Annotated in this window: 14 protein-coding genes; 6 read left to right on the top strand and 8 right to left on the bottom strand. The window is 66.1% G+C overall.

The window, feature by feature from the left end; all coding sequences use genetic code 11:
- Positions 1 to 69: 69 nt before the first annotated feature.
- Both AB4Z42_RS12445 and AB4Z42_RS12440 read left to right on the top strand, forming a co-directional pair.
- Positions 70 to 1395, top strand: a complete 1326-nt coding sequence (locus AB4Z42_RS12445; RefSeq protein WP_442009452.1) for a multidrug effflux MFS transporter — start codon at positions 70 to 72, stop codon at positions 1393 to 1395.
- Between the two features lie 127 nt (positions 1396 to 1522).
- The gene (locus AB4Z42_RS12440; protein ID WP_442009584.1) at positions 1523 to 3361 is read left to right on the top strand and encodes an MFS transporter; all 1839 of its coding nucleotides are present in this window, start codon (positions 1523 to 1525) and stop codon (positions 3359 to 3361) included.
- Here AB4Z42_RS12440 and AB4Z42_RS12435 read toward each other — a convergent pair.
- The 4 genes from AB4Z42_RS12435 to AB4Z42_RS12420 form a co-directional block, all read right to left on the bottom strand.
- A complete protein-coding gene (locus tag AB4Z42_RS12435; protein ID WP_442009583.1) occupies positions 3358 to 4692 on the bottom strand; it encodes an FAD-binding oxidoreductase in 1335 nt (444 codons plus the stop codon). The two genes, AB4Z42_RS12440 and AB4Z42_RS12435, sit on opposite strands and share 4 nt — an antisense overlap.
- Positions 4693 to 4706: 14 nt before the next feature.
- Positions 4707 to 8123 carry a TM0106 family RecB-like putative nuclease gene (locus tag AB4Z42_RS12430; RefSeq protein WP_442009451.1) on the bottom strand — a complete coding sequence of 1139 codons (3417 nt, stop codon included), beginning with the start codon at positions 8121 to 8123 and terminating at the stop codon, positions 4707 to 4709.
- Between the two features lie 619 nt (positions 8124 to 8742).
- Positions 8743 to 9243, bottom strand: coding sequence for a hypothetical protein (locus AB4Z42_RS12425; RefSeq protein ID WP_442009450.1), 501 nt, complete (start codon positions 9241 to 9243; stop codon positions 8743 to 8745).
- Positions 9244 to 9398: 155 nt separating this feature from the next.
- Positions 9399 to 9923, bottom strand: a complete 525-nt coding sequence (locus tag AB4Z42_RS12420) for an LppP/LprE family lipoprotein (protein ID WP_442009582.1) — start codon at positions 9921 to 9923, stop codon at positions 9399 to 9401.
- Between the two features lie 120 nt (positions 9924 to 10043).
- Here AB4Z42_RS12420 and AB4Z42_RS12415 point away from each other — a divergent pair, with 120 nt between their 5' ends.
- From AB4Z42_RS12415 to AB4Z42_RS12400, 4 genes are all read left to right on the top strand, one after another.
- On the top strand, positions 10044 to 11741 hold the full coding sequence (locus AB4Z42_RS12415; RefSeq protein ID WP_442009449.1) for a DEAD/DEAH box helicase: 1698 nt from the start codon (positions 10044 to 10046) through the stop codon (positions 11739 to 11741).
- Positions 11738 to 12895, top strand: a complete 1158-nt coding sequence (locus AB4Z42_RS12410) for an acyltransferase family protein (protein ID WP_442009448.1) — start codon at positions 11738 to 11740, stop codon at positions 12893 to 12895. The genes AB4Z42_RS12415 and AB4Z42_RS12410 overlap by 4 nt, the downstream gene beginning before the upstream one ends.
- Positions 12896 to 12922: 27 nt before the next feature.
- A complete protein-coding gene (locus AB4Z42_RS12405; protein WP_442009447.1) occupies positions 12923 to 13642 on the top strand; it encodes a siderophore-interacting protein in 720 nt (239 codons plus the stop codon).
- A gap of 126 nt (positions 13643 to 13768) precedes the next feature.
- Entirely contained in the window at positions 13769 to 16159 is a 2391-nt protein-coding gene (locus AB4Z42_RS12400; protein ID WP_442009446.1) for an arylsulfatase, read from the top strand.
- Between the two features lie 7 nt (positions 16160 to 16166).
- Here the strand turns inward: AB4Z42_RS12400 and AB4Z42_RS12395 are convergent, their stop codons facing one another.
- The 4 genes from AB4Z42_RS12395 to AB4Z42_RS12380 form a co-directional block, all read right to left on the bottom strand.
- Positions 16167 to 16751, bottom strand: coding sequence for a TetR/AcrR family transcriptional regulator (locus AB4Z42_RS12395; protein WP_442009445.1), 585 nt, complete (start codon positions 16749 to 16751; stop codon positions 16167 to 16169).
- Complete coding sequence (locus AB4Z42_RS12390; RefSeq protein ID WP_442009444.1) at positions 16751 to 17992, bottom strand: cytochrome P450; 1242 nt, start codon at positions 17990 to 17992, stop codon at positions 16751 to 16753. Before AB4Z42_RS12390 ends, AB4Z42_RS12395 begins: the two co-directional genes overlap by 1 nt.
- A gap of 95 nt (positions 17993 to 18087) precedes the next feature.
- Positions 18088 to 19449, bottom strand: coding sequence for an FAD-binding oxidoreductase (locus AB4Z42_RS12385; protein WP_442009443.1), 1362 nt, complete (start codon positions 19447 to 19449; stop codon positions 18088 to 18090).
- Between the two features lie 19 nt (positions 19450 to 19468).
- A complete protein-coding gene (locus tag AB4Z42_RS12380) occupies positions 19469 to 21127 on the bottom strand; it encodes an L-lactate permease (RefSeq protein ID WP_442009442.1) in 1659 nt (552 codons plus the stop codon).
- Positions 21128 to 21199: the final 72 nt, after the last annotated feature.

Here is a 21199-nt window from a genome sequence, read left to right as displayed (position 1 = left end):
CGAAGGTGATCGCGCTCACTGTCTGAGATACGGGGAAGAAATTATTGAGAAGCGACGCTAACAATTTTCATGGCAACATCTCCCCTCGTGGATCGGACGACTGCTGAAACGACCTCCGAGGTGTCGCCGTCGCCGAGCCGCACCCGGATGATCGTCATCCTTGGCCTCATGGTCGCCCTCGGGCCGCTGACCATCGACATCTATCTGCCCGCGCTGCCTCAGATCGGTCACGACCTCGGGGTTTCGTCCTCCGTCGCGCAGCTCACGCTCACCGGAACTCTCGCCGGCCTGGGGCTGGGCCAGCTGATCATCGGCCCGATGTCAGACTCGCTCGGCCGACGCCGGCCGTTGATGGCCGGGATCGCGCTACACATGGTGGCGTCGCTGGTGTGCCTGTTCGCGCCGAACATCGTCGTGCTGGGCCTGGCGCGGGGGCTGCAGGGTATAGGTGCCGCCGCAGCGATGGTGGTAGCGATCGCCGTCGTCGGAGACCTGTTCGCCGAATCGGTCGCGGCCACCGTCATGTCCAGGTTGATGTTGGTGCTCGGCGTCGCGCCGGTCATCGCGCCGTCGCTGGGTGCAGCGGTGCTGTTGAAGGCGTCCTGGCACTGGGTGTTCGCCGTGCTGGCGGTCTTGGCCGGGGCGCTGATGTTGGTGGCCGCGTTCGCCCTGCCCGAGACCCTGCCGGTGTCGCATCGCAGGCCGTTGAGGGTGCGCAGCATCGCGGCCACCTATGTCGAGGTGCTGCGCGACGTCCGCTTCGTCGTGCTCGTCATCGTCGGCGCGCTCGGCATGTCGGGCCTGTTCGCGTACGTCGCGGGCGCGGCGTTCGTGCTGCAAGGCACATACGGACTGGACCAGCAGGCCTTCGCGCTGGTTTTCGGGGCCGGCGCCGTCGCGCTGATCGGCGCCACACAGTTCAACGTCGTGCTGCTGCGCCGGTACTCACCGCAGGTGATTGCGCTGTGGGCGCTGGCCGCCGCCTCGACCGCGGGCATCGTCTTCGTCGGTCTGTCTCTTGCCCACGTCGGTGGGCTGCTCGGGTTCGTCCTGCCGGTGTGGGCGATCCTCGGTGCGATGGGCCTGGTCATTCCCAACGCTCCGGCGGTCGCGCTGTCCAGACACCCCGATGCGGCGGGTACTGCGGCGGCGGCGCTAGGCGCCGCACAGTTCGGGCTCGGTGCGGCCATCGCGCCGCTCGTCGGTGTGCTGGGTAACGACGAGTTGGCGCTGGCGCTGGTGATGACGGTCGGTATGGTGATCGCGTTGTTCGCTCTGGCCCTGACGCTTCGCGTCGGGAACCAGCCGGTTGGCAAACGGGTATCCGGAGCCAAGGACAATCGAGAGAATAGACACGACGGGGTCATCGGCGACGCCGTCCCCGAGCCGGCCTGACGTCGCTACTGGCACCACCCGCAGCGTCGGCGCAAGCGCTAACCAGCTAGTCGATGTGAGGTATCAGACCCTGAGCCCGCAGCAAGACGACCGTGCCACGGCGAACCCGTGGCACGCGTTGTGGGCGATGCTGGTCGGGTTCTTCATGATTCTGGTCGACGCCACCATCGTGTCGGTCGCCAATCCGTCCATCATGGACGGGCTCGGCGCCAGCTATGACGCGGTCATCTGGGTCACCAGCGCCTACCTCCTGGCCTACGCGGTTCCGCTGCTTGTGGCGGGCCGCCTCGGTGACCGGTTCGGACCGAAGAACCTGTATCTCATCGGCCTGACCGTGTTCACCATCGCCTCGCTGTGGTGCGGGCTGGCCGACAGCATCGGGATGCTGATCGTCGCCCGCGTCGTGCAGGGCTTCGGGGCGGCGCTGCTCACACCGCAGACGTTGTCGACGATCACCCGCATCTTTCCCGCCGACCGCCGCGGCGTGGCCATGAGCCTGTGGGGCGCGACGGCGGGGGTGGCGACCCTGGTCGGACCGCTGGCCGGCGGCCTGTTGGTCGACGGGCTGGGTTGGCAGTGGATCTTCTTCGTCAACGTGCCGGTCGGCATCATCGGTGTGGCGCTGGCGGTGTGGCTGATCCCCGTACTGGACACCCACAGACAGCAATTCGATCTGCTGGGCATGGCGCTGTCGGGCGTCGGCATGTTCATGATCGTGTTCGCCCTTCAGGAGGGCCAGTCGCACGACTGGGCGCCGTGGGTGTGGGGCATGATCGCCGGCGGCATCGGCTTCATGGCGGCCTTCCTGTGCTGGCAGCACATCAATCCGAACGACCCACTCGTCCCGCTGCACATCTTCCGCGACCGCGATTTCTCGCTGTCCAACATCGGCGTCGCCACCATCGGTTTCGTCGTGACGGCGATGATGGTGCCGGTCATGTTCTACGCACAGGCGGTGTGCGGTCTCTCCCCGACGCGTTCGGCGCTTCTGGTCGCGCCGATGGCGATCGTGACAGGCGTGCTCGCACCGTTCGTCGGCAGGATCGTCGACCGGTCGCATCCGCGTCCGGTGATCGGATTCGGGTTCTCGCTGGTGGCGATCTCGATCACGTGGCTGTCCATCGAGATGGCGCCCGACACCCCGATCTGGCGGCTGGTGACGCCGTTGACGGTCACCGGTGTCGGAATGGCATTCATCTGGTCGCCACTGGCGGCGACCGCGACGCGCAATCTGCCGCCCCAATTGGCCGGCGCGGGTTCGGGTGTCTACAACACCACCCGCCAGATCGGCTCCGTGCTGGGTAGCGCGGGCCTGGCGGCGTTCATGACGTGGCGGATCAGCGATGAATTGCCAGGGGCGGGGCAGTCCCAAGACGGTGGAAGCGCGGCGGCGCAGTTGCCCGGCTTCCTCCAGGAACCGTTCTCCGCGGCCATGTCGCAGACCCTGCTGCTGCCGGCGTTCTTCGCATTGTTCGGGGTCGTCGCGGCGCTGTTCTTCCTCGGTTTCGGTGCCGGGCGGTCGACGGCTCCCGACGGCGCCGACGATCGTGACGACGCGGCGGGGTACGGCGTCGATGAAGGATTCGCCAGCGACCACGACGAGTACGTCGAGTACACGGTCTCCTGGGATGAGGCGGCACCGGTGGCGGTGAAGCCCGCCGATGTCGATCCGGACACCGAGCCGATTTCGTCGCGTGCCCCGCAGTTGTTGCACGCGTCCGCAGACGTGTGGCATGACGAGCCGGTGCCTGAGCCCATCGGGTTCGCGCACAACGGGTTTCATGTCGACGACTCGGCCGGCCGTCATCGCGTCGGTGGTGCGTACGAGAGGTCCTCGCGTCACCGATCGCGAGAAGACGAACCGGAAGCGCGGCCGTTCTGGTTCGAGTCCAGCAGCAGGCATGCGCGCGACGACCCCGACGAAAGTCCGAACCACGGCAGGCATTCGACGCCCTGGCGGGACTAACCGAAGAGGACCGCGGGGTTGAGATAACCGGTGGGATCGAACGCCGCCTTCACCGCTCGCATGGCCGCGATGTCGGCGTCGCTACGTGACATTCCGACGTAGTCGCGTTTGCGGGTGCCGACACCGTGTTCGGAACTGACGTTGCCGCCGAGACGCGCGATCAGCGCCATCATCGCCGAATACAGCGCGTGCTCCCGGTCGGCGTCCAGTGCGCACCGCACCAGGTTGAGATGCAGATTGCCTTCACCGATGTGGCCGAACAGCACCGGGATGGCGTCGGGGGCGTGCTCGCCGACAAGCTCGACGGCTTGGCTCTCGAACGCCGGAATCACTGAAAGAGGCAGCGACACATCAAATTTCAGTGGCGGACCGTATACGCCCAGCACCTCGGCGACTGTTTCGCGTACCTGCCAGAGCCGCTGCTGCGCCGTCGCGTCGACGCCGACGGCCGGTTCGCCGGTCAACCGCACGCCATCGAGCGCATCGGCCAGGCGCTCGGTCTGATCGGTGTCGCCTGCCAGTTCGATCAGCAGCTGCCACGCACCGCCGACGGGTGCGGAGACACCGGAATGCTCGGCGGTCAGTGCGCTCGCGCGGGCATCGATCAGTTCCAGCGCCGCAATGCCGTCCATCTCGCGGAAGACGCGACCGGCCTCGATGAGTGTCTCCAGATCGGCGAACCCGCAGACCGCGGTCACCCGGCTTCTGGGTGCGGGATGCAGTCGCAGGTCCAGGCCGGTGATGACACCGAGTGTGCCCTCGGCGCCGATGAACAGCGAGGCAAGGTCGTACCCGGTGTTGTCCATGCGCACCTGGCTGTGGCGGCGCACCACCGTGCCGTCCGGCAGCGCGACGTCGAGGCCGATGACCTGTTCGCCCATGTTGCCGTACCGGACCGTGCGCAGCCCGCCGGCATTCGTCGACGCCATACCCCCGACGGTCGCGGAATCGCGGGCGGCCAGATCGACACCGAACACCAGCCCGGCGGCCGATGCCGCCCGCTGCACGTCTGCCAGCGTGACACCGGCTTCCACGCGGATCCGTCGTTCCAGGACGTCGACGTCGCCGATGTCCCGCAGTCGTTCGGTCGACAACAGCACGTCGTCGTGCTCGGGCACCGTCCCGGCGACCAGCGAGGTTCGTCCACCCTGAACTGTGACGTAGGCGCCGGCGTCGCGGCACTCGCGTAGTACCGCCGCGACTTCGTCCGCAGAACCCGGCCGCACGAGCACGCCTGCCCGCCCGCGGTAGCGCCCGGTGTGGTCCACGCTGCGGCCCTCGAGCACATCAGCGTCGGTGCTGACATGCGCAGGCCCGACGATTTGCGCCAGCCGCTCGGTGAAGCTCACTCCGTGGGTCTATCACACCCGGGCAGAGACAGGTATGCGCCCAACTCGACGAGGCGATCGGGGGTGCCCGGCAGGTACTCGGTCAGCAGCGGCGACTGCACGATGACGCTGAGGAACTTGGCCCGGCTCACCGCGACGTTGAGCCGATTCCGGTTGAGTAGGAACGCGATTCCGCGGGGAACGTCGTCGGCCGACGACGCGGTCATCGACACGAAAACCACCGGCGCCTGCCTGCCCTGAAATTTGTCAACGGTGCCCACCTCGACATCGGTCAGACCAACGCTGTCGAAGCGTTGCCGCAACATCACGACCTGTGCGTTGTAGGGCGTCACGACCAGCACATGCTCCTGCGCCAGCGGAACGGTGCCGTCCTCGTCGGTCCATGATTTACCGAGCAGGCTGCGGGCCTCGGCGACGATCGCATCGGCCTCCTCGGGGCTGTCGGTCGAGTTGCCGTTGTGCTCGACGGTGAGCACGCGCACCCCGGGCAACTGCCCGTCGAGGCTGCGCGCAGTCGTCACCGCACTGAATGACTGCAGTCTGCCGTCGTAGGACAGCCGGGATACCGACGCGCACACAGTCGGATGCATGCGATAGGAGAGATCGAGGAAGTAACCCAATTCTGCTGGCAGCGTGTGCCTTCCATCGATAAGCCAGCCAAGGGCCGACGTGTCGACGGGCTCGGGGTGGGTGCCGACAGTGACCTGCGGCAGCTGCTGCGGATCGCCGAGCAACAACAGGTTGCGCGCGGAAGGTGCGACGGCGATGGTGTTGGCGAGGCTGTACTGGCCCGCCTCCTCGACGACGAGCAGATCGAGCGCGAGTCGGGGAACGCGGCCGCTGTTGGCGAAATCCCAAGCGGTGCCACCGATCACACAGCCCTCCGAGCCGGTGATGAATGCGGCGTAGTCCTTCTCGTCGACGTCACACCACGGTGCGCCCGCGCTCTTCTTCTTGCCCACCCGTTCGGGGTCGACTCCCGCAGCGATCACGCAGCCGAGCAGATGCTCGACAACGGCATGTGACTGCGCGACAACCCCGACGCGCCAACCGTGATCGTTGACGAGGCGCGCGATGACCGCGGCCGATGTGAATGTCTTCCCGGTGCCGGGAGGGCCGTGCACTGCGAGGTATGACGAGTCGAGGTCCAGTAGCGCCGAGGTCATGTCGTCGGTGTCGGATCCGGTGTGGGGGAGCGGCATACCCCGCAGCGTTCGCGGCGGTCTGCGCAGCAGGATGTCGGTCACGGCGTCGGCGGGCAGGTTCGGCAAGCTCACCCCGATGAGGGCCGCTGTGTCGGCGATCGAATCCTGCAGGGGTTTGGTGGGTATCGGCGAACCTGGGGTCAGTGCGAACGGCACCTGGTCGAAGGTGTCGCCCTCCTTGGGTTGTCGCTCGACGATGACAACCTCGGTGGGCGCCTCGGGGTTGTCGCATTCGATGACGGCGACAGAACCGAAGCCGCGCCGGTCGGGGTCGTCGGCCAGACCGGTTGGTGCGGGCGGGTCGTACAGCGCGAACATGCTGTTCGCCAGTCCGCCGTTGGCTAGCGCGCCGAACAACCGTACGTGCCGTTGCGGTTTGCGCGCTTTCGGCGGCTGGTGCCAGTCGTTGACGATCTCGGCCCGATCGGCGATGAACACGTCGCTGTTGTCCGACCATTCGTCGACGGGATTGTTGACGCGGTCGAAGTGGCCCCACCAGAACGGCTTGTCCTCGCGGCGGTGATAGCCCCTTGCGGCGGCGACCATGGCAACCGCGGTCTGTTCGGCGGTCCGCGGTTCCACGCCGTCGCCCGCGAACTTGAGCAGCCGGCGTTCGAGATCGTCGCCGAGTTCGATCACGTCGGCGTCGCTGTCGTCGCGCACCGCCTGCGGGCCGCGCGGCGGGACGCCGGATTCGATGGCGCGGGCCATCATCCAGTCGCGCAAGCGCCGCGTCGACCGGCAGTCGTAGACGTTGTAGTCCTCGATCTCCTTGAGTACGGCGGCCGCTTCGTCGGGCCGGTCGTCGTCCCGCAGCGCGCAGTAGCGGGCGTACTGCGTGATGGAGTCGGCGGCGGTGGTCACCTCGCCGTCGCGCAGCTCGTTGCCCATGTAGAGCGGTTCAAGTGACTTGATGCTGTAGTTCTCGGTACCGACCCGAATGCTCTTGCGCACCAACGGGTACAGGTCGACCAAAGTGCCGTTGCGCAGCAGATCGTCGACGTCGTTCTCGCCGACGCCGTATCGGCCCGCCAGCCGCAACAGCGTGCTCTTCTCGTACGCCGCGTAGTGGTAGATGTGCATTCCCGGGTAGCGCTTCAGCCGCTTGCGGACCATGGCCAGGAAGTCGGTCAGCGCCTTGCGCTCACTGGCACGGTCGTGCGCCCAGAACGGGTGGAACTCGTCGGTGACGGTGAGGACGCCCCAGAGGTATTCGAGGCCCCACTCCCGGCCGTTGACGGTCCACAATGGATCGCCCTCGAAGTCGAAGAAGAGGTCGCCCTTGTTGGCGTCGGGCAGCACCATCAGCGGCTGCGCATCGATGACCTGGTAGGCGGGCTTGCCGTTGACCTTCGGGGTCAGCTGCAGCCGCGCCTGCGCCGTCAGCGCGGTGACGGTGCGTCCGGCCAACTCGGGCACGGGACCGGTGTGCGCGGCGAGTTCGGCGACGGTGGTGATGCCCGCATCGATGAGACGGGCCCGCTGGCTCACGCGCATGCCCGCCACGAGCAGCAGGTCGTCATGGGCGCGGACCTGAATCTCGCACTCGGGACACCGAAAGCACGCCCGCACGTCCTCGTTCTCCCACGTGACCGCGGCGCCGCTCGCGAGGTGGTCGTCGAGCAGCCGTTGCAGACCGGTGCGCCTGCTGAGGTACACGGGAAGCAGCTCGTCGACGCGATATCTGGCGGTCGCGCCGTCGCCGAGCACCAACTCGACGTCGTCTGCCACCGGTACGCCCGCGCGGGCCAGCGTGTCAGCGTAGGCGGCAAGCTGCAAGAGGGCCTCCACCTTGACCGAGCGCGCGAGCTTGGTGTCCCGCAGCCTGTACTGGTCGCCGTCCAGCACCAGGAAGTCGGCGAAACCGACGAACCGGCCGTCGAACATCGCGGCCTGATAGATCACCGGGGCCCAGCGCTCGACGGCGCGCATGGTCGCGTCGGCCGCTGCGGTCAGCCCGTCGACGGTGTACTTGGGCCGGCCGATGACCGCGACGTTCTCCTTGGCCAATCCGCGAAGCTCGTCGAGATGGCGCTGCTCGTGTTCGTCGCCGAGCGTGGCAGTGCGGGCGAGCAATTCGTCTTCGACGGAGACTTTCGGCCCCCGCCCGAGTTTGGCGTCGAATGCGCGCAGCATTGCGTACTCGCAACGGGAGGCCGCCGCGAGGTCGGATGCGCTGTAGATGACTTGGCCGTCAGAGACGAACACGGTGCCACTGTAGGCCAGCACAACGACACCCCACTTCAGGCGCGAACGTGGGTCACCCGCACACAAATGGCCGCCTCAGCGTGACACAAGCCCACGCTCGTCCGTCCACAGCTGCGCGTTCATCCACAGGTCGCTTCGTCGGAGAGTTGCGGTCGCCCTTCGATGTGGGACCGGGCGGCGACCGTCGGCGCATGGATCAAGAAATGATGCCGTTCATCGGCACTGAAGCGTTGAAAGTAGGCACTGACGAGGCGGACGTTGGTCAGTTGTCACCGGATGGTCTACCGCAATGTCTATCTGCCCCAAGGGGTTGAGCTCACGCCCGAGCGGCGCGCTGTCGCTGCATGGTTGTGGTCGCAACGTAACGCGACGGTAGCCGGCATATCGGCCGCAGCGTTGCACGGAGCACTGTGGATTGACTCGGCGCAACCCGCAGAGCTGATCCGTCAAGACACCTGCGATGTGGAGGGCATCGTCATTCATCGCGGGCGACTCCAAACAGCGAGCGTTGCATCGTGGCGGGGATACCGGTGACCACGCCGGCCCGGACAGCGTTCGATCTCGGCCGACGCGCCCGCCTGCAGGCAGCGGTCATCCGCGTCGATGCACTTGCGAACGCCTACTGCTGAGGCGTCAGGTTCCACAACGGGGTCCCAATCGGGTATTGCGCCTCCGGCCTGCCCTCGAATTGGTTGACGGTATGCGGGATGCTCTGCTTGAACACATTGGCGGTTTCAGTCGATGGGGCCACGGCTGAGCTGGTGTCGCCGGGCTGTCGCCCGTTGCCGACGGTAGAGGTCGGGGTGTTAGTGGTCTTGGCTGCCGGACTGGCGGCCGGGGCTGACTTGGGCGCGGGGATCGCAGAACCGTCGGAGTCCCCTGTAGGGGAGGTCGGTCCGGCTGTAGAGGAGCTCGGTCCGGCTGAAGGGGAGCTTGGTCCGGCCTGCTCGGAAGCGCCGGAAGTAGTGGACCCGGAGTTGTCGGCAGGTGCTGCGGCCGCGGTGCCGTTGGCCATGCCGAGGGCGGCAAGACCTAGCGCCCCCGCGATGGCCGCAGCGGTGGCGAACTTCTTGATCGCGTGAACGGTGCTGTTGGTGGTGGCGGACGGGGTGGTGCTCATTGGAGTTCCTTCTCTTTGGAGCCACAGCGCTTTGTGGTTGAGAAGAGACTCGCGGGTTGCCCTCAACAGATTCTCAATGCGCCGAGCTAGATGGCACAGTGGTTGCTGGTAGGCCCCTGACCTGGGCACTCCGCCGAACTCACGTTCGGCGGAAATTAACCCGTGTTGCCGATCAGCTCCACTCCGTTGCCGTTCCAGCGGAACCGCACGACGCTGTCCAGTCCCGAGACTCCGTTGGAATACCGCAGCGCGACGGTGTCGCCGGTGGTCACAGCGTTGTCAATGCCGTTGAAGCCGTAGGTATCCGGCACACCGCTTGGGATGAACTGGCCGAGGTGGAACATCACGGCGCGGGTGTTCGGGTTCTCCGCATTGGTGTTGGCCTTCACGATCACCACCGACAACTTGGCGCACTCGTTGTAGTTGCCCGCCAGCGGCTCGGGGCTCCAGCCCTGATTGCTTCGCGGGTCACGCGGCAATTCCGACACCGCGCTCGCGATCTGAGGTGCGGCCAGGTTGACGTCGCATGGATCGGCCTGGGCCGCCTGCGGCGAGATCGGGCCAGCGGGGGCCGGTGCAGCGGGGGCCGCCGTGGTGACGGGCGACGCCGAAGGCCCAGGGGTTTTGGAGGCGGTGGAGTCGCTTGCTCCACATCCGGCGACGGCCGATGCGACTCCCATCGCCACCCCACAAATCACCACCGCCGACCTCACGTTGGGCACGGTACCGAAACCCTGCAGTGCGATCGGTCAGGCCGTGCGGCGGGTCGGGCAGCTGACGGGCACTAGACTCTTCGACTGATGACGTCCTCGAACCCGGACGCGGACCGGGCAGATCCGACTGCCGATCTGACCTTTGACGACCTGCAGATACACCCGTCGGTGCTGCGGGCCGTCAGCGACGTCGGATACGAGTCGCCGTCGGCCATCCAGGCCGCCACCATCCCGCCGATGATGGCGGGCTCCGATGTCGTGGGTCTGGCTCAGACGGGTACGGGAAAGACCGCGGCGTTCGCCATTCCGATCCTGTCGAAGATCGACCCCGCCAACAAGGCCACACAGGCCTTGGTGTTGGCGCCGACGCGGGAGTTGGCGTTGCAGGTGGCGGAGGCGTTCAGCCGCTACGGAGCCCATCTACCCCAGATCAACGTGCTACCCATCTATGGCGGCTCGTCCTACGGTCCGCAACTGGCGGGTCTGCGGCGCGGCGCCCAGGTGGTGGTCGGTACCCCGGGCCGGGTGATCGACCACCTGGAGAAGGGCACGCTCGACCTCACCCATCTCGACTACCTGGTGCTCGACGAGGCCGACGAGATGCTCCAGATGGGTTTCGCCGAGGACGTCGAACGCATCCTCGCCGACACTCCGGAGTACAAGCAGGTGGCGTTGTTCTCGGCCACGATGCCGCCGGCGATCCGCAAGATCACCAAGAAATATCTGCACGACGCGGTCGAGGTGTCGGTCAAATCGAAAACCGCCACCGCAGAGAACATCACGCAGCGCTACATCCAGGTGTCGGGCCCGCGGAAGATGGACGCCCTGACCCGCCTCCTGGAGGTCGAGCCGTTCGAGGCGATGATCGTCTTCGTCCGCACCAAGCAGGCCACCGAGGAGGTCGCCGAAAAGCTCCGTGCCCGTGGCTTCTCGGCGGCCGCGATCAACGGCGACATTCCGCAGGCGCAGCGCGAGCGCACGATCGCAGCACTGAAGGACGGCACCATCGACATCCTCGTGGCGACGGACGTCGCTGCCCGCGGGTTGGACGTCGAGCGCATCTCGCACGTGCTGAACTACGACATCCCGCACGACACCGAGTCGTATGTGCACCGCATCGGACGCACCGGCCGTGCAGGCCGCTCGGGGCAGGCGCTGCTGTTCGTGTCGCCCCGCGAGCGGCACATGCTCAAGTCCATCGAAAAGGCGACCCGCCAACAGCTCACCGAAGCGGAACTGCCCACCGTCGACCACGTCAACGCGCAGCGGGTGGCCAAGTTCTCGGACTCCATCACCGATGCCCTCGGCGCTCCCGGTTTCGAATTGTTCCGGCGGATGATCGAGGACTACGAGCGCGAGAACGACGTCCCGATGGTGGACATCGCCGCCGCGCTGGCGGCGCAGGCGCGCGACGGTGAGCAGTTCCTGATGTCGGAGCCGCCGCCGGAGAAGCGCCGCGAGCGGCCCGAGCGCTCCGACCGCGGGCCCAAGCATGCACGCGAACGGCGGGGCGACTTCGCCACCTACCGCATCTCAGTGGGTAAGCGGCACAAGGTGATGCCGGGAGCCATCGTCGGGGCGATCGCGAACGAGGGTGGCCTGAATCGCAGCGACTTCGGGCACATCTCGATCCGGCCCGACCATTCCCTGGTGGAACTGCCCGCCAATCTGTCCCGCGAAACCATGAAAGCCCTTGAGCGCACACGTATTCAGGGCGTTCTGATCAATCTGCAACCCGATCGTCCGCCACGAAAAGGCGGGAAACCCGGCCATAAGTCCAAATGACCCTGTCGAACAGCGTCGACGCGCAGGGCGGCCTGGAGTCCGTTGGTAGGCCTGAGCGCGTCGCGTCGCTCACGGGAATACGGGCTGTGGCGGCACTTCTCGTCATGCTCACCCACGCCGCGTACACGACGGGCAAGTACACGCACGGTTACGCAGGCCTGGTATGGTCGCGCGCGGAGATCGGTGTGCCGATCTTCTTCGTGCTGTCCGGCTTTCTGCTTTTCGCCCCGTGGGTGAAGGCTTCGGCGAGGGCCGACGACATCGAGGGATATGTCGCGCCGTCGGTGCGCCGCTACGCATGGCACCGGGTGCGCCGCATCATGCCGGCGTACGTCGTCACCGTGCTGGCGGCGTATCTGCTCTACCACTTCCGCACTGCGGGCCCCAACCCCGGGCACACCTGGGAAGGCCTGTTCCGCAATCTCACGCTGACCCAGATCTACACCGACAACTATCTGTATTCGTTTCTGCACCAAGGGCTTACGCAGATGTGGAGCCTGGCGGTCGAGGCCGCCTTCTATGTCGTGCTTCCGGTGCTGGCCTATCTGCTGATCGTGGTGCTGTGCCGGCGCCGGTGGCGGCCGGGCCTGTTGTTGGCGGGCATCGGCGGGTTGGCGTTGCTCACCCCGGCTTGGCTCGTCCTCGTGCACACCACCGACTTCCTGCCTGACGCTGCGCGGCTGTGGCTGCCGACGTACCTCGTGTGGTTCCTCGGTGGGATGGTGCTCGCGGTCCTGCAGCCGCTGGGTGTGCGCGCCTATGCGCTCGCGTGCATTCCGCTCGCGGTGGTCTGCTACTTCATCGTGTCCACGCCGATCGGCGGCGCGCCGACCACGTCACCGGCGGAATTGCGTGAGGCGCTGGTGAAGGCGGGCTTCTACGCGGTGATCGCCACGCTGATGGTGGCGCCACTGGCGCTCGGGGACCGCGGTCTCTACGCGCGGTTTCTCGCGTCGCGGCCCATGGTCTTCCTCGGTGAGATCTCCTACGAGATCTTCCTGCTCCATCTCCTGACGATGGAATTGGTGATGGTCGAGGTCGTGCGGTACCAGATCTACACCGGCTCGATGTGGACTCTGTTCCTCGTCACCTTGGTCGTCACAGTGCCGCTGGCCTGGCTGTTGCACCGCCTGACCCGCGTGAGGCCCACCTGAGATGGTGGTTAGGTTACCCTAACTCGCATGGCGGAAACAAAGCTGTCGCGTGGTTTCCCGGGTACGGTGCTCAAGCTGCTTGGCGCGGGCGACTACATGCTGACCGTGACGGGGCGTGACGAACTCAGCCCGCATTACGTGCGGCTGAGGTTCGAGGCCGGCGGCCTGCTCACCGGCCAGGCGCTGCACCCGACGATGTGGATCCGGATGTGGTTCGCCGACGGCGACAAGTTGCATCAACGCGGCTACACGCTCGTCGATCCGGACCCGGAGGCGAACACGGTCGGAATCGAATTCGCATTGCACGACGGCGTGGCGGCCAATTGGGCCCGCAACGCGAAGCCGGGGGACACCGTCGACGTGACGGTGCTGGGCAGCAGCTTCCACCTACCCGAACCGCGGCCGGCCGGATACATCATCGTCGGCGACACCGCCTCGCTGGCCGCGGTCAACTCGCTGCTCGACGCGATCGGTGACACCCCGTCGTGGGTGTTCCTCGAGGCCGCTCACGACGGCGACAAGGAACTGCCGGTCGGCGGCCGGGCCGCTGACGTCGAGTGGGTGGATCGCAAGAACAACGGCGAGGCACTGGTACAGGCCATCAGCTCGTCGGCGTTCGACGCCTCCGACCACTTCGGCTGGGTTGCATGCGACAACCGCACCACCCGCGCCGTGGCCAAGGTGCTGCGCGAGGACTACGGCATTCCGCGCAAATCCATGAAGGCCCAGGCGTACTGGGTGGCCTGACGGAGGTAGACGGCGAAGTGACGACCTTCTTACGCACGCACTAAAGCCCCGCGATGTGGGACAACCCCGCATAGTCTGGCCGTCTCGGACTCGAGAAGCGTGGTCCGAATCGCCGAGAGGACGACCATGCCCAGCCCGTCAGCGCACAACAACGGCCAGTCGTATGCGGGATCGCCCGCAGTGCGGCGCGACATCCTGCCGATCCCCGATCCGCAGCACGTGGGACTGACGACGTATGACGCCAAAGACCCCGACACCACCTATCCACCGATCACGATGTTGCGCCCGCCCGAGGGTGCGCCGAATGTGCTGATCGTGCTCATTGACGATGTCGGCTTCGGCGCATCGTCGGCGTTCGGCGGGCCGTGCAACACTCCGGTGGCCGACCGGCTGGCCGCTAATGGATTGAAACTGAACCGATTTCACACCACAGCCTTGTGCTCGCCGACACGCCAGGCGTTGCTGACGGGACGCAACCACCATTCGGTGGGGATGGGCGGTATCACCGAGATCGCCACCTCCGCGCCCGGCTACAGCAGCGTCCGACCCAAGGATAAGGCGCCGATCGCGGAAACCCCTCGGCTCAAAGGATATTCGACGAGCCAGTTCGGGAAGTGTCATGAAGTCCCGGTGTGGGAGGTGTCGCCGGTCGGACCGTTCGGGCAGTGGCCCACCGGGTCGGGCTTCGAGCATTTCTACGGCTTCATCGGCGGGGAGGCCAACCAGTACTACCCGGGCCTCTTCGAGGGCACGACGCCCGTCGAGCCGGAGAAGGCGCCCGAGGAGGGCTACACACTCACCGAGGATCTGGCCGACCGGGCGATCACCTGGGTCCGCCAGCAGCAGGCGCTGGCGCCCGACAAACCGTTCTTCATGTACTTCGCGCCCGGCGCCACCCATGCGCCGCACCATGTCCCGGCCGAATGGTCGGACAAATACAAAGGCAAGTTCGACGAGGGTTGGGATCTGTTGCGGGAGAGGATGCTTCCGCAACAGAAGGCGCTGGGTGTCGTCCCAGAAAACGCCGAACTGACCGCGCGCCACGACGAGATTCCGGCGTGGGACGATATGCCCGCCGACCTCAAACCGGTGCTGGCGCGTCAGATGGAGATCTACGCCGGGTTCCTGGAGCAGACCGACCACGAGATCGGCAGGCTGGTCGATGCGATCGACGATCTGGGCGCGCTGGAGAACACGCTGATCTACTACATCATCGGCGACAACGGTGCGTCGGCCGAGGGCACACCCAACGGGTGCTTCAACGAGATGGTCACGCTCAACGGTATGGCTGGGCTCGAGACCACCGAGTTCCTCATGTCCAAGATCGACGACTTCGGAACGCCCAATGCCTACAACCACTACGCCGTGGGCTGGGCGCACGCACTGTGCGGACCGTATCAATGGACCAAGCAGGTGGCGTCGCATTGGGGCGGCACCCGCAACGGCACCATCGTGCACTGGCCGAACGGCATTGCGGACAAGGGCGAAACACGCGATCAGTTCCATCACGTCATCGATGTCGCTCCGACGATCCTGGAGGCGGCCGACATTCCCGCGCCGACCATCGTCAACAGCATCCAGCAGGCGCCGTTGGAGGGTGTCAGCATGATGTCCACGCTGCGCGCCGGCGACGCGCCGGAAACCCATGTGGTGCAGTACTTCGAGATGTTCGGGAATCGCGGCATCTATCACAAGGGCTGGACCGCGGTCACCAAACACCGCACACCCTGGCTGATGAGCGGTCAGCCGGCGCTGGACGACGACGTATGGGAACTCTACGGCCCCGACGACTGGACCCAGGCGCACAACCTCGCTGCCGAGAACCCGCAGAAATTGGCTGAGCTGCAACGGTTGTGGCTGATCGAGGCCACCAAGTACAACGTGGTCCCGATCGACGACCGGTCAGTGGAACGCTTCGATGCCGACATCGCCGGGCGGCCCAAACTGATCAGTGGCAACAGCCAGACATTGTTCTCCGGAATGCGCTTGTTGGAGAACTGTGTCGTGAACATCAAGAACCGATCGCATGTGGTCAGCGCGAAAGTGACGGTGCCCGATGCGGGTGCCGCAGGTGTGATCGTGACCCAGGGTGGCGGTGTCGGCGGTTGGTCGCTTTATGCGCACGAGGGCGCATTGAAGTACTGCTACAACTTCTTCGGCATCGACTACTTCTACGTCACCGCCGACGAGCCGATTCCCAGCGGGGAGCATCAGCTGCAGATGGAGTTCAGCTACGACGGCGGCGGGCTGGGCAAGGGCGGAACCGTCACGCTCTACTACGACGGCAAGGCTGTCGGCAACGGCAGGGTGGAACGCACGGAACCGTTGGCGTTCTCGGCCGACGAAGCCTGTGATGTGGGTTCCGACACCGGTTCACCGGCATCGCAGGACTACGCGGCGCACGGCAACAAGTTCAACGGTGTCATCGACTGGGTGAAGATCGACGTCGGCGAAGACAGCCACGACCACCTGGTCACCGCCGAGGCCAAACTGAACATCTCGATGTCTCGCCAGTAGCGGGACGCTAACCCGCCCGGTCGGGTTGGTTGGGCACCATGATCGGCACGAGGAACTCCTCGAGCATCGCCCGCTCGTCGGCCTCGTCGTGGCCGGGAAAGACGAGCAGAGACATCATCACTCGCACCAGCCAGCGGGCCCGGTGCGCGACGACGTCGGCCTCGTCGGGTGCCAACGAGATCACGAAGGCCTCGGTCAGTGCCCTGATCACCTCGGACTGTTCGGCCATGTCGGCGCCGATTGGCCGCTGCGCCTTGGCGAACCACGATGCGAGCGCCGGACTTTCGCGGACGTTGCGCAGCGATACCATCATGCCCTCGATCAGACGCTCGCGCGGATCGGCCACCGAAGCGACCTGATCGGTCATGTCGCGGTAGAGCCGGTAGCTCTCACGGTGTACGTAGGCGGTGTAAAGCGCATCCCGATTTTCGAAATATCTATACAGCGTGGCCCGGGAACAGCCCGCGGCCGAGGCGATTTCGTGCATGCCAACGGTGGCCGCTTCCTTCTGGGCGAACAGCTCACCGGCAGCATCCAGAATCCGGTCGGCGGCCACCTCGGTCCGCTGTGCGGCCAGCCAATCGCCGGGCATCAGACTTTGACCGTGAGCGGAACCGACAATGGTCGACGTACGTAACTGCCTCCGGCCCAGATGATTCCGTCTTCGTCGACCTCGAAGTCGGGCATCCGCGTCATCAGCTCTGTCAGTGCGACCCGCGACTGCATCCTGGCGGCCGCGGCACCGAGGCAGTGATGGGCGCCATGGCTGAAGGTCAGGATGTTGCGCGGTTGACGCGTCACGTCGAGTTCGCCCGCATCGTCGCCGTACTGACGTTCGTCGCGGTTGGCCGATCCATAGAGCAACATCACGCGGCGCCCCTCGGGGATCGTGGTGTCGCCGACCGTGACGTCGCGGGTAACCGTCCGCCCGAGCATCTGTACCGGCGAGGTGATGCGCAGGAACTCGTCGACGGCGTCGGGGATCAGATCGGGGTTGTCGGCCAGCAGCTTTCGCTGGTCGGGTCGCTGGTGTAGCAGTTGCACAGAACCGCCCAGCATGCCGGTCGTGGTGTCGTTGCCGCCGGTGACCATCGTGAAGGTGAACGCCAGAATCGACAGCACGCCCGCGATGTCGCCGTCCGCGCCGACACCGGCGGCAACGAGATGGGAGACCGTGTCATCCTCGGGCTCGACGCGTCGCTTTTCGATGAGCGCGGTGAAGTACGCCATCATCTCTCCGAGCGCGTCACCGAGGGTGCCCAGCGCCCCGACCACGCCGCCCTCGGCGGTGTTCGCCGCGACGATCGCCTCGGTCCAGCCGTCGAACTTGTCGCGGTCGGCTTCCGGCACACCGAGGTAGTGCGCGACCACCATCGACGGCAGCGGCTTGAACAATTCGGCGACGATGTCGCCGCCGCCGTTGGAGCGGATGCGCTCGATTCGCTCGATCACGTAGTCGCGCACCTTGGGCTCGACCGCCTCGACCTGGCGTGGTGTGAATCCTCGCGACACCAACCTGCGGAACTCGGTGTGCACCGGCGGGTCCTGCATGACCATCGGCGGGTTGTCGGCCAAACCGATGAGTTCGAGTTCCCCGTAGTTGACCGTGAGGCCCTGGGCCGACGAGTACGTCTCGTGGTCGCGCGCCGCCGTGAAGATGTCGGCGTGCCGTGACATCACGTAGTAGTCGTGATCGGGTCTGTCGTCGGGGACGACGTGGTGCACGGGATCGTGGTCACGCAGCGCGCGGTACATCGCCCATGGGCTGGCCCACGATTCGGCGGTCGCGAGCTGAAACCGAGCGGACGAGCTCTGAGACAGAGTAGCCGTCATGTCTCATTGATACGACAGAGCCTATTAACGTGTCAATAGATAGCGGCAGATTAATCGGTCTGTCGCAGATAACGCACAGCGATTTGTATGCCCCGCTAGATGGCCGCGCCGGGGTTGAGGATGTTGCCGGGGTCCAGCGCGGCCTTGATGCGCCGGTTGAGTTCCATCGCGTCGGGGCCGATCTGACCCTCCAGCCAGGGGCGTTTCAAGCGTCCGACGCCGTGCTCGCCGGTGATCGTGCCGCCGAGGCCGACGGCCAGATCCATGATCTCGCCGAACGCTTGATGGGCGCGCTCGGCCATCGCGGTGTCGGCGGGGTCATAGACGATCAGCGGGTGCGTGTTGCCATCGCCGGCATGCGCGATCACCGAGATCATCAGGTCGTGGTTCGCGGCGATCTTGCCGACACCAGCGACGAGATCGGCAAGCGCGGGCAGCGGGACGCCGACGTCCTCGAGCAGCAGCGAGCCCTTCAGCTCCACGGCGGGGATGCAGAACCGCCGGGCGGCGACGAATGCTTCACCCTCGTCCGGGTCACTGGTCGAAAAGACTTCTTTGGCACCGTGTTCGGTGAACACCTCGGCCATGTACTCGGCGTCCTCGACACCTGACTGTCCGCGGTCGTCGGTGGCCGCGACCATCATCGCGGCAGCCGAGCGGTCGAGCCCCATTCGCAGTTTGTCCTCGACGGCGTTGATCGATGCCGAGTCCATGAATTCCAGCATCGACGGCCGCATCTTGCCGGTGATGGTGACCACGGACTGCGCGGCGGCCTCGACGTTGTCGAACGTGGCGACGACGGTGCTGGCCACCCGCTGCGGCGGCAGCAGTCGCAGCGTCACCTCGGTGATGACACCCAGCGTGCCCTCGCTGCCGACGAACAGCTTGGTCAGCGACAGGCCCGCGACGTCCTTGAGGCGCGGCCCGCCGAGTCGCACCGCGGTGCCGTCGGCCAGCACCACCTCGAGACCGAGCACGTAGTCGGTGGTTACGCCGTACTTCACGCAGCACAATCCGCCCGCGTTGGTCGCGATGTTGCCGCCGATGCTGCAGATCTCGAAGGACGACGGATCCGGCGGGTACCACAGCCCGTGTTCGGCGACCGCCTTCTTGACCTCGGCGTTCAGCAGACCCGGTTGGACGACCGCCGTGCGGGTCACCGGGTCGACGGCGATATCACGCATCTTCTCGGTGGTGAGTACGAGCGCGCCGTCCAAAGCGGTTGCCCCGCCGGACAATCCGGTGCCCATACCGCGGGGCACGACCGCCACCTTATTGGCGGTCGCCCATCTCAGCACCGTCTGCACTTCCTCGGTGCACCGCGGACGCACCACCGCCAGCGGCGTTCCCGCGTTCGGATCGAACGCGCGGTCCTGCCGGTATGACTCCAGGATGTCGGGGTCGGTGACGACCGTGCCGTCGGGGAGATCGGCTATCAGGCTCTCGAGAGCGCTCACGGTTCGATGCTACGAGTCGTCACGACGGCACCATCCAGGACAGCACGGGCGAGGCCTGCAATCCGGACAGGATGCACATCAGCAAGAGAAAGCCCAGGCTCCACAGCACCACCCGGCGGAAGATGTCACCCTCCTTGCCGTCGAGGCCGACGGCCGCGGCCGCGATGGCGAGGTTCTGCGGCGAGATCATCTTGCCGAGCACGCCGCCGGAACTGTTCGACGCGGCCATCAGAACCTCCGAAAGCCCGGCCTGGTTCGCAGCCGTCACCTGGAGTGCGCCGAACAGCGAATTGGCGGAGGTGTCGGAGCCGGTGACCGCGACCCCCAGCCATCCCAGAATGGGCGACAGGATCGCGAACGCGCCACCCGCCGCGGCCATCCAGGTGCCGAGGGTGATCGTCTGCCCGGACAGGTTCATCACGAAGGCCAGCCCGAGCACCGTCATGACCGTCACGATGGCCCAGCGGAGCTGGTGCAGTGTCACCCCGTAGGCCTTGAGTGCCCGTGGTGCGGAGAGCTTCAGCGCGATCATGGTGAGGATGCCGGCGACGAGCATCTGGGTGCCAGGAGTCGTCAGCAGATTGAGGCTGAATTTCGTGAGTGACAACGCCTTGCCGTTCGGGTCGACGACGTCGAGTCCCGGCCAGTTGAAGGCGAACGTCGCTTTGTCGAGCAGGCTCTTCACCACGGAGATCTGACACACGACGAAGACCGCGATGATGATCGCGTACGGCGCATACGCGCGGATGACGTCGGCACGCGAATCGTGGCCGGCGTCGGCGTTCTCGACCCGCTGAGCGAAATCGGCGGACGGTTCGTCGGCCGCGCCGCCCGCGACGACCGCCGGCTGCTCGGTGTAGGCGTGCCTCGGTCGCCAGACCCGTACCAAGGCGACCACCGCGGCGGCCGACAAGAGCGACGCAACCACGTCGGCCAACGGCACCGACAGGAAGTTCGAGGTGGCGTACTGGGCGACTGAGAAGACCACCCCGCAGACCAGCGCGGCCGGCCAGGTCTCCCGGATACCGCGCCAGCCGTCGACGATGGCGACGAGCGCCAGCGGTACGAGCAGCGCCAGAATCGGTGTCTGCCGACCCACCATGGCACCCAGCGTGTCGACGGGCAGCTCGGTGACCTTGCCCAGGGTGATGATCGGCGTCGCCATGGCGCCGAACGCGACGGGTGCGGTGTTGGCGACGAGGGCCAGCACGGCGGCCTTCAGCGGCTTGAAGCCGAGCGCCATCAGCATCACCGATGTCACCGCGACCGGTGTGCCGAATCCGGCCAGCGCCTCGATCAGCGCGCCGAAGGAGAACGCGATGATGATGGCCTGAATCCTCTGGTCGTCGCTCACCTGGCTGAAGGATCGCCGCAATACGTCGAAATGGCCGGTCTCCACGGTCATCTGGTACACCCAGATCGCGTTGATGACGATCCACAGGATCGGGAAGAAACCGAACGCGGCGCCCTCGGTTCCCGCGAGCAGGGTTTGTCCGATGGGCATCCCGTAGACCAGGACCGCGATCACGATGCTGACGGCCAGCGATATCAGCGACGCCACCCAGGCCGTCACTTTCAACGCGCCGAGCATCACGAAGAGCAGCAGGAGCGGTAACGCGGCGACCACCGCACTCCAGGCGAGCGAATCGGCGACCGGATCAAGAACTTGCTGATACATGGTTTGACCTCGATTGTGGTGCGCATCACATCTAGGTCGGGGTTACCCCTGGCGGCCGTATCTGTAACCGCG

Source organism: Mycobacterium sp. 2YAF39 (assembly GCF_052114565.1).
Taxonomy (GTDB): Bacteria; Actinomycetota; Actinomycetes; order Mycobacteriales; family Mycobacteriaceae; genus Mycobacterium.
The sequence above is the reverse complement of the archived record's forward strand: the minus strand, read 5'-3'. Positions and strand labels throughout refer to the sequence as shown.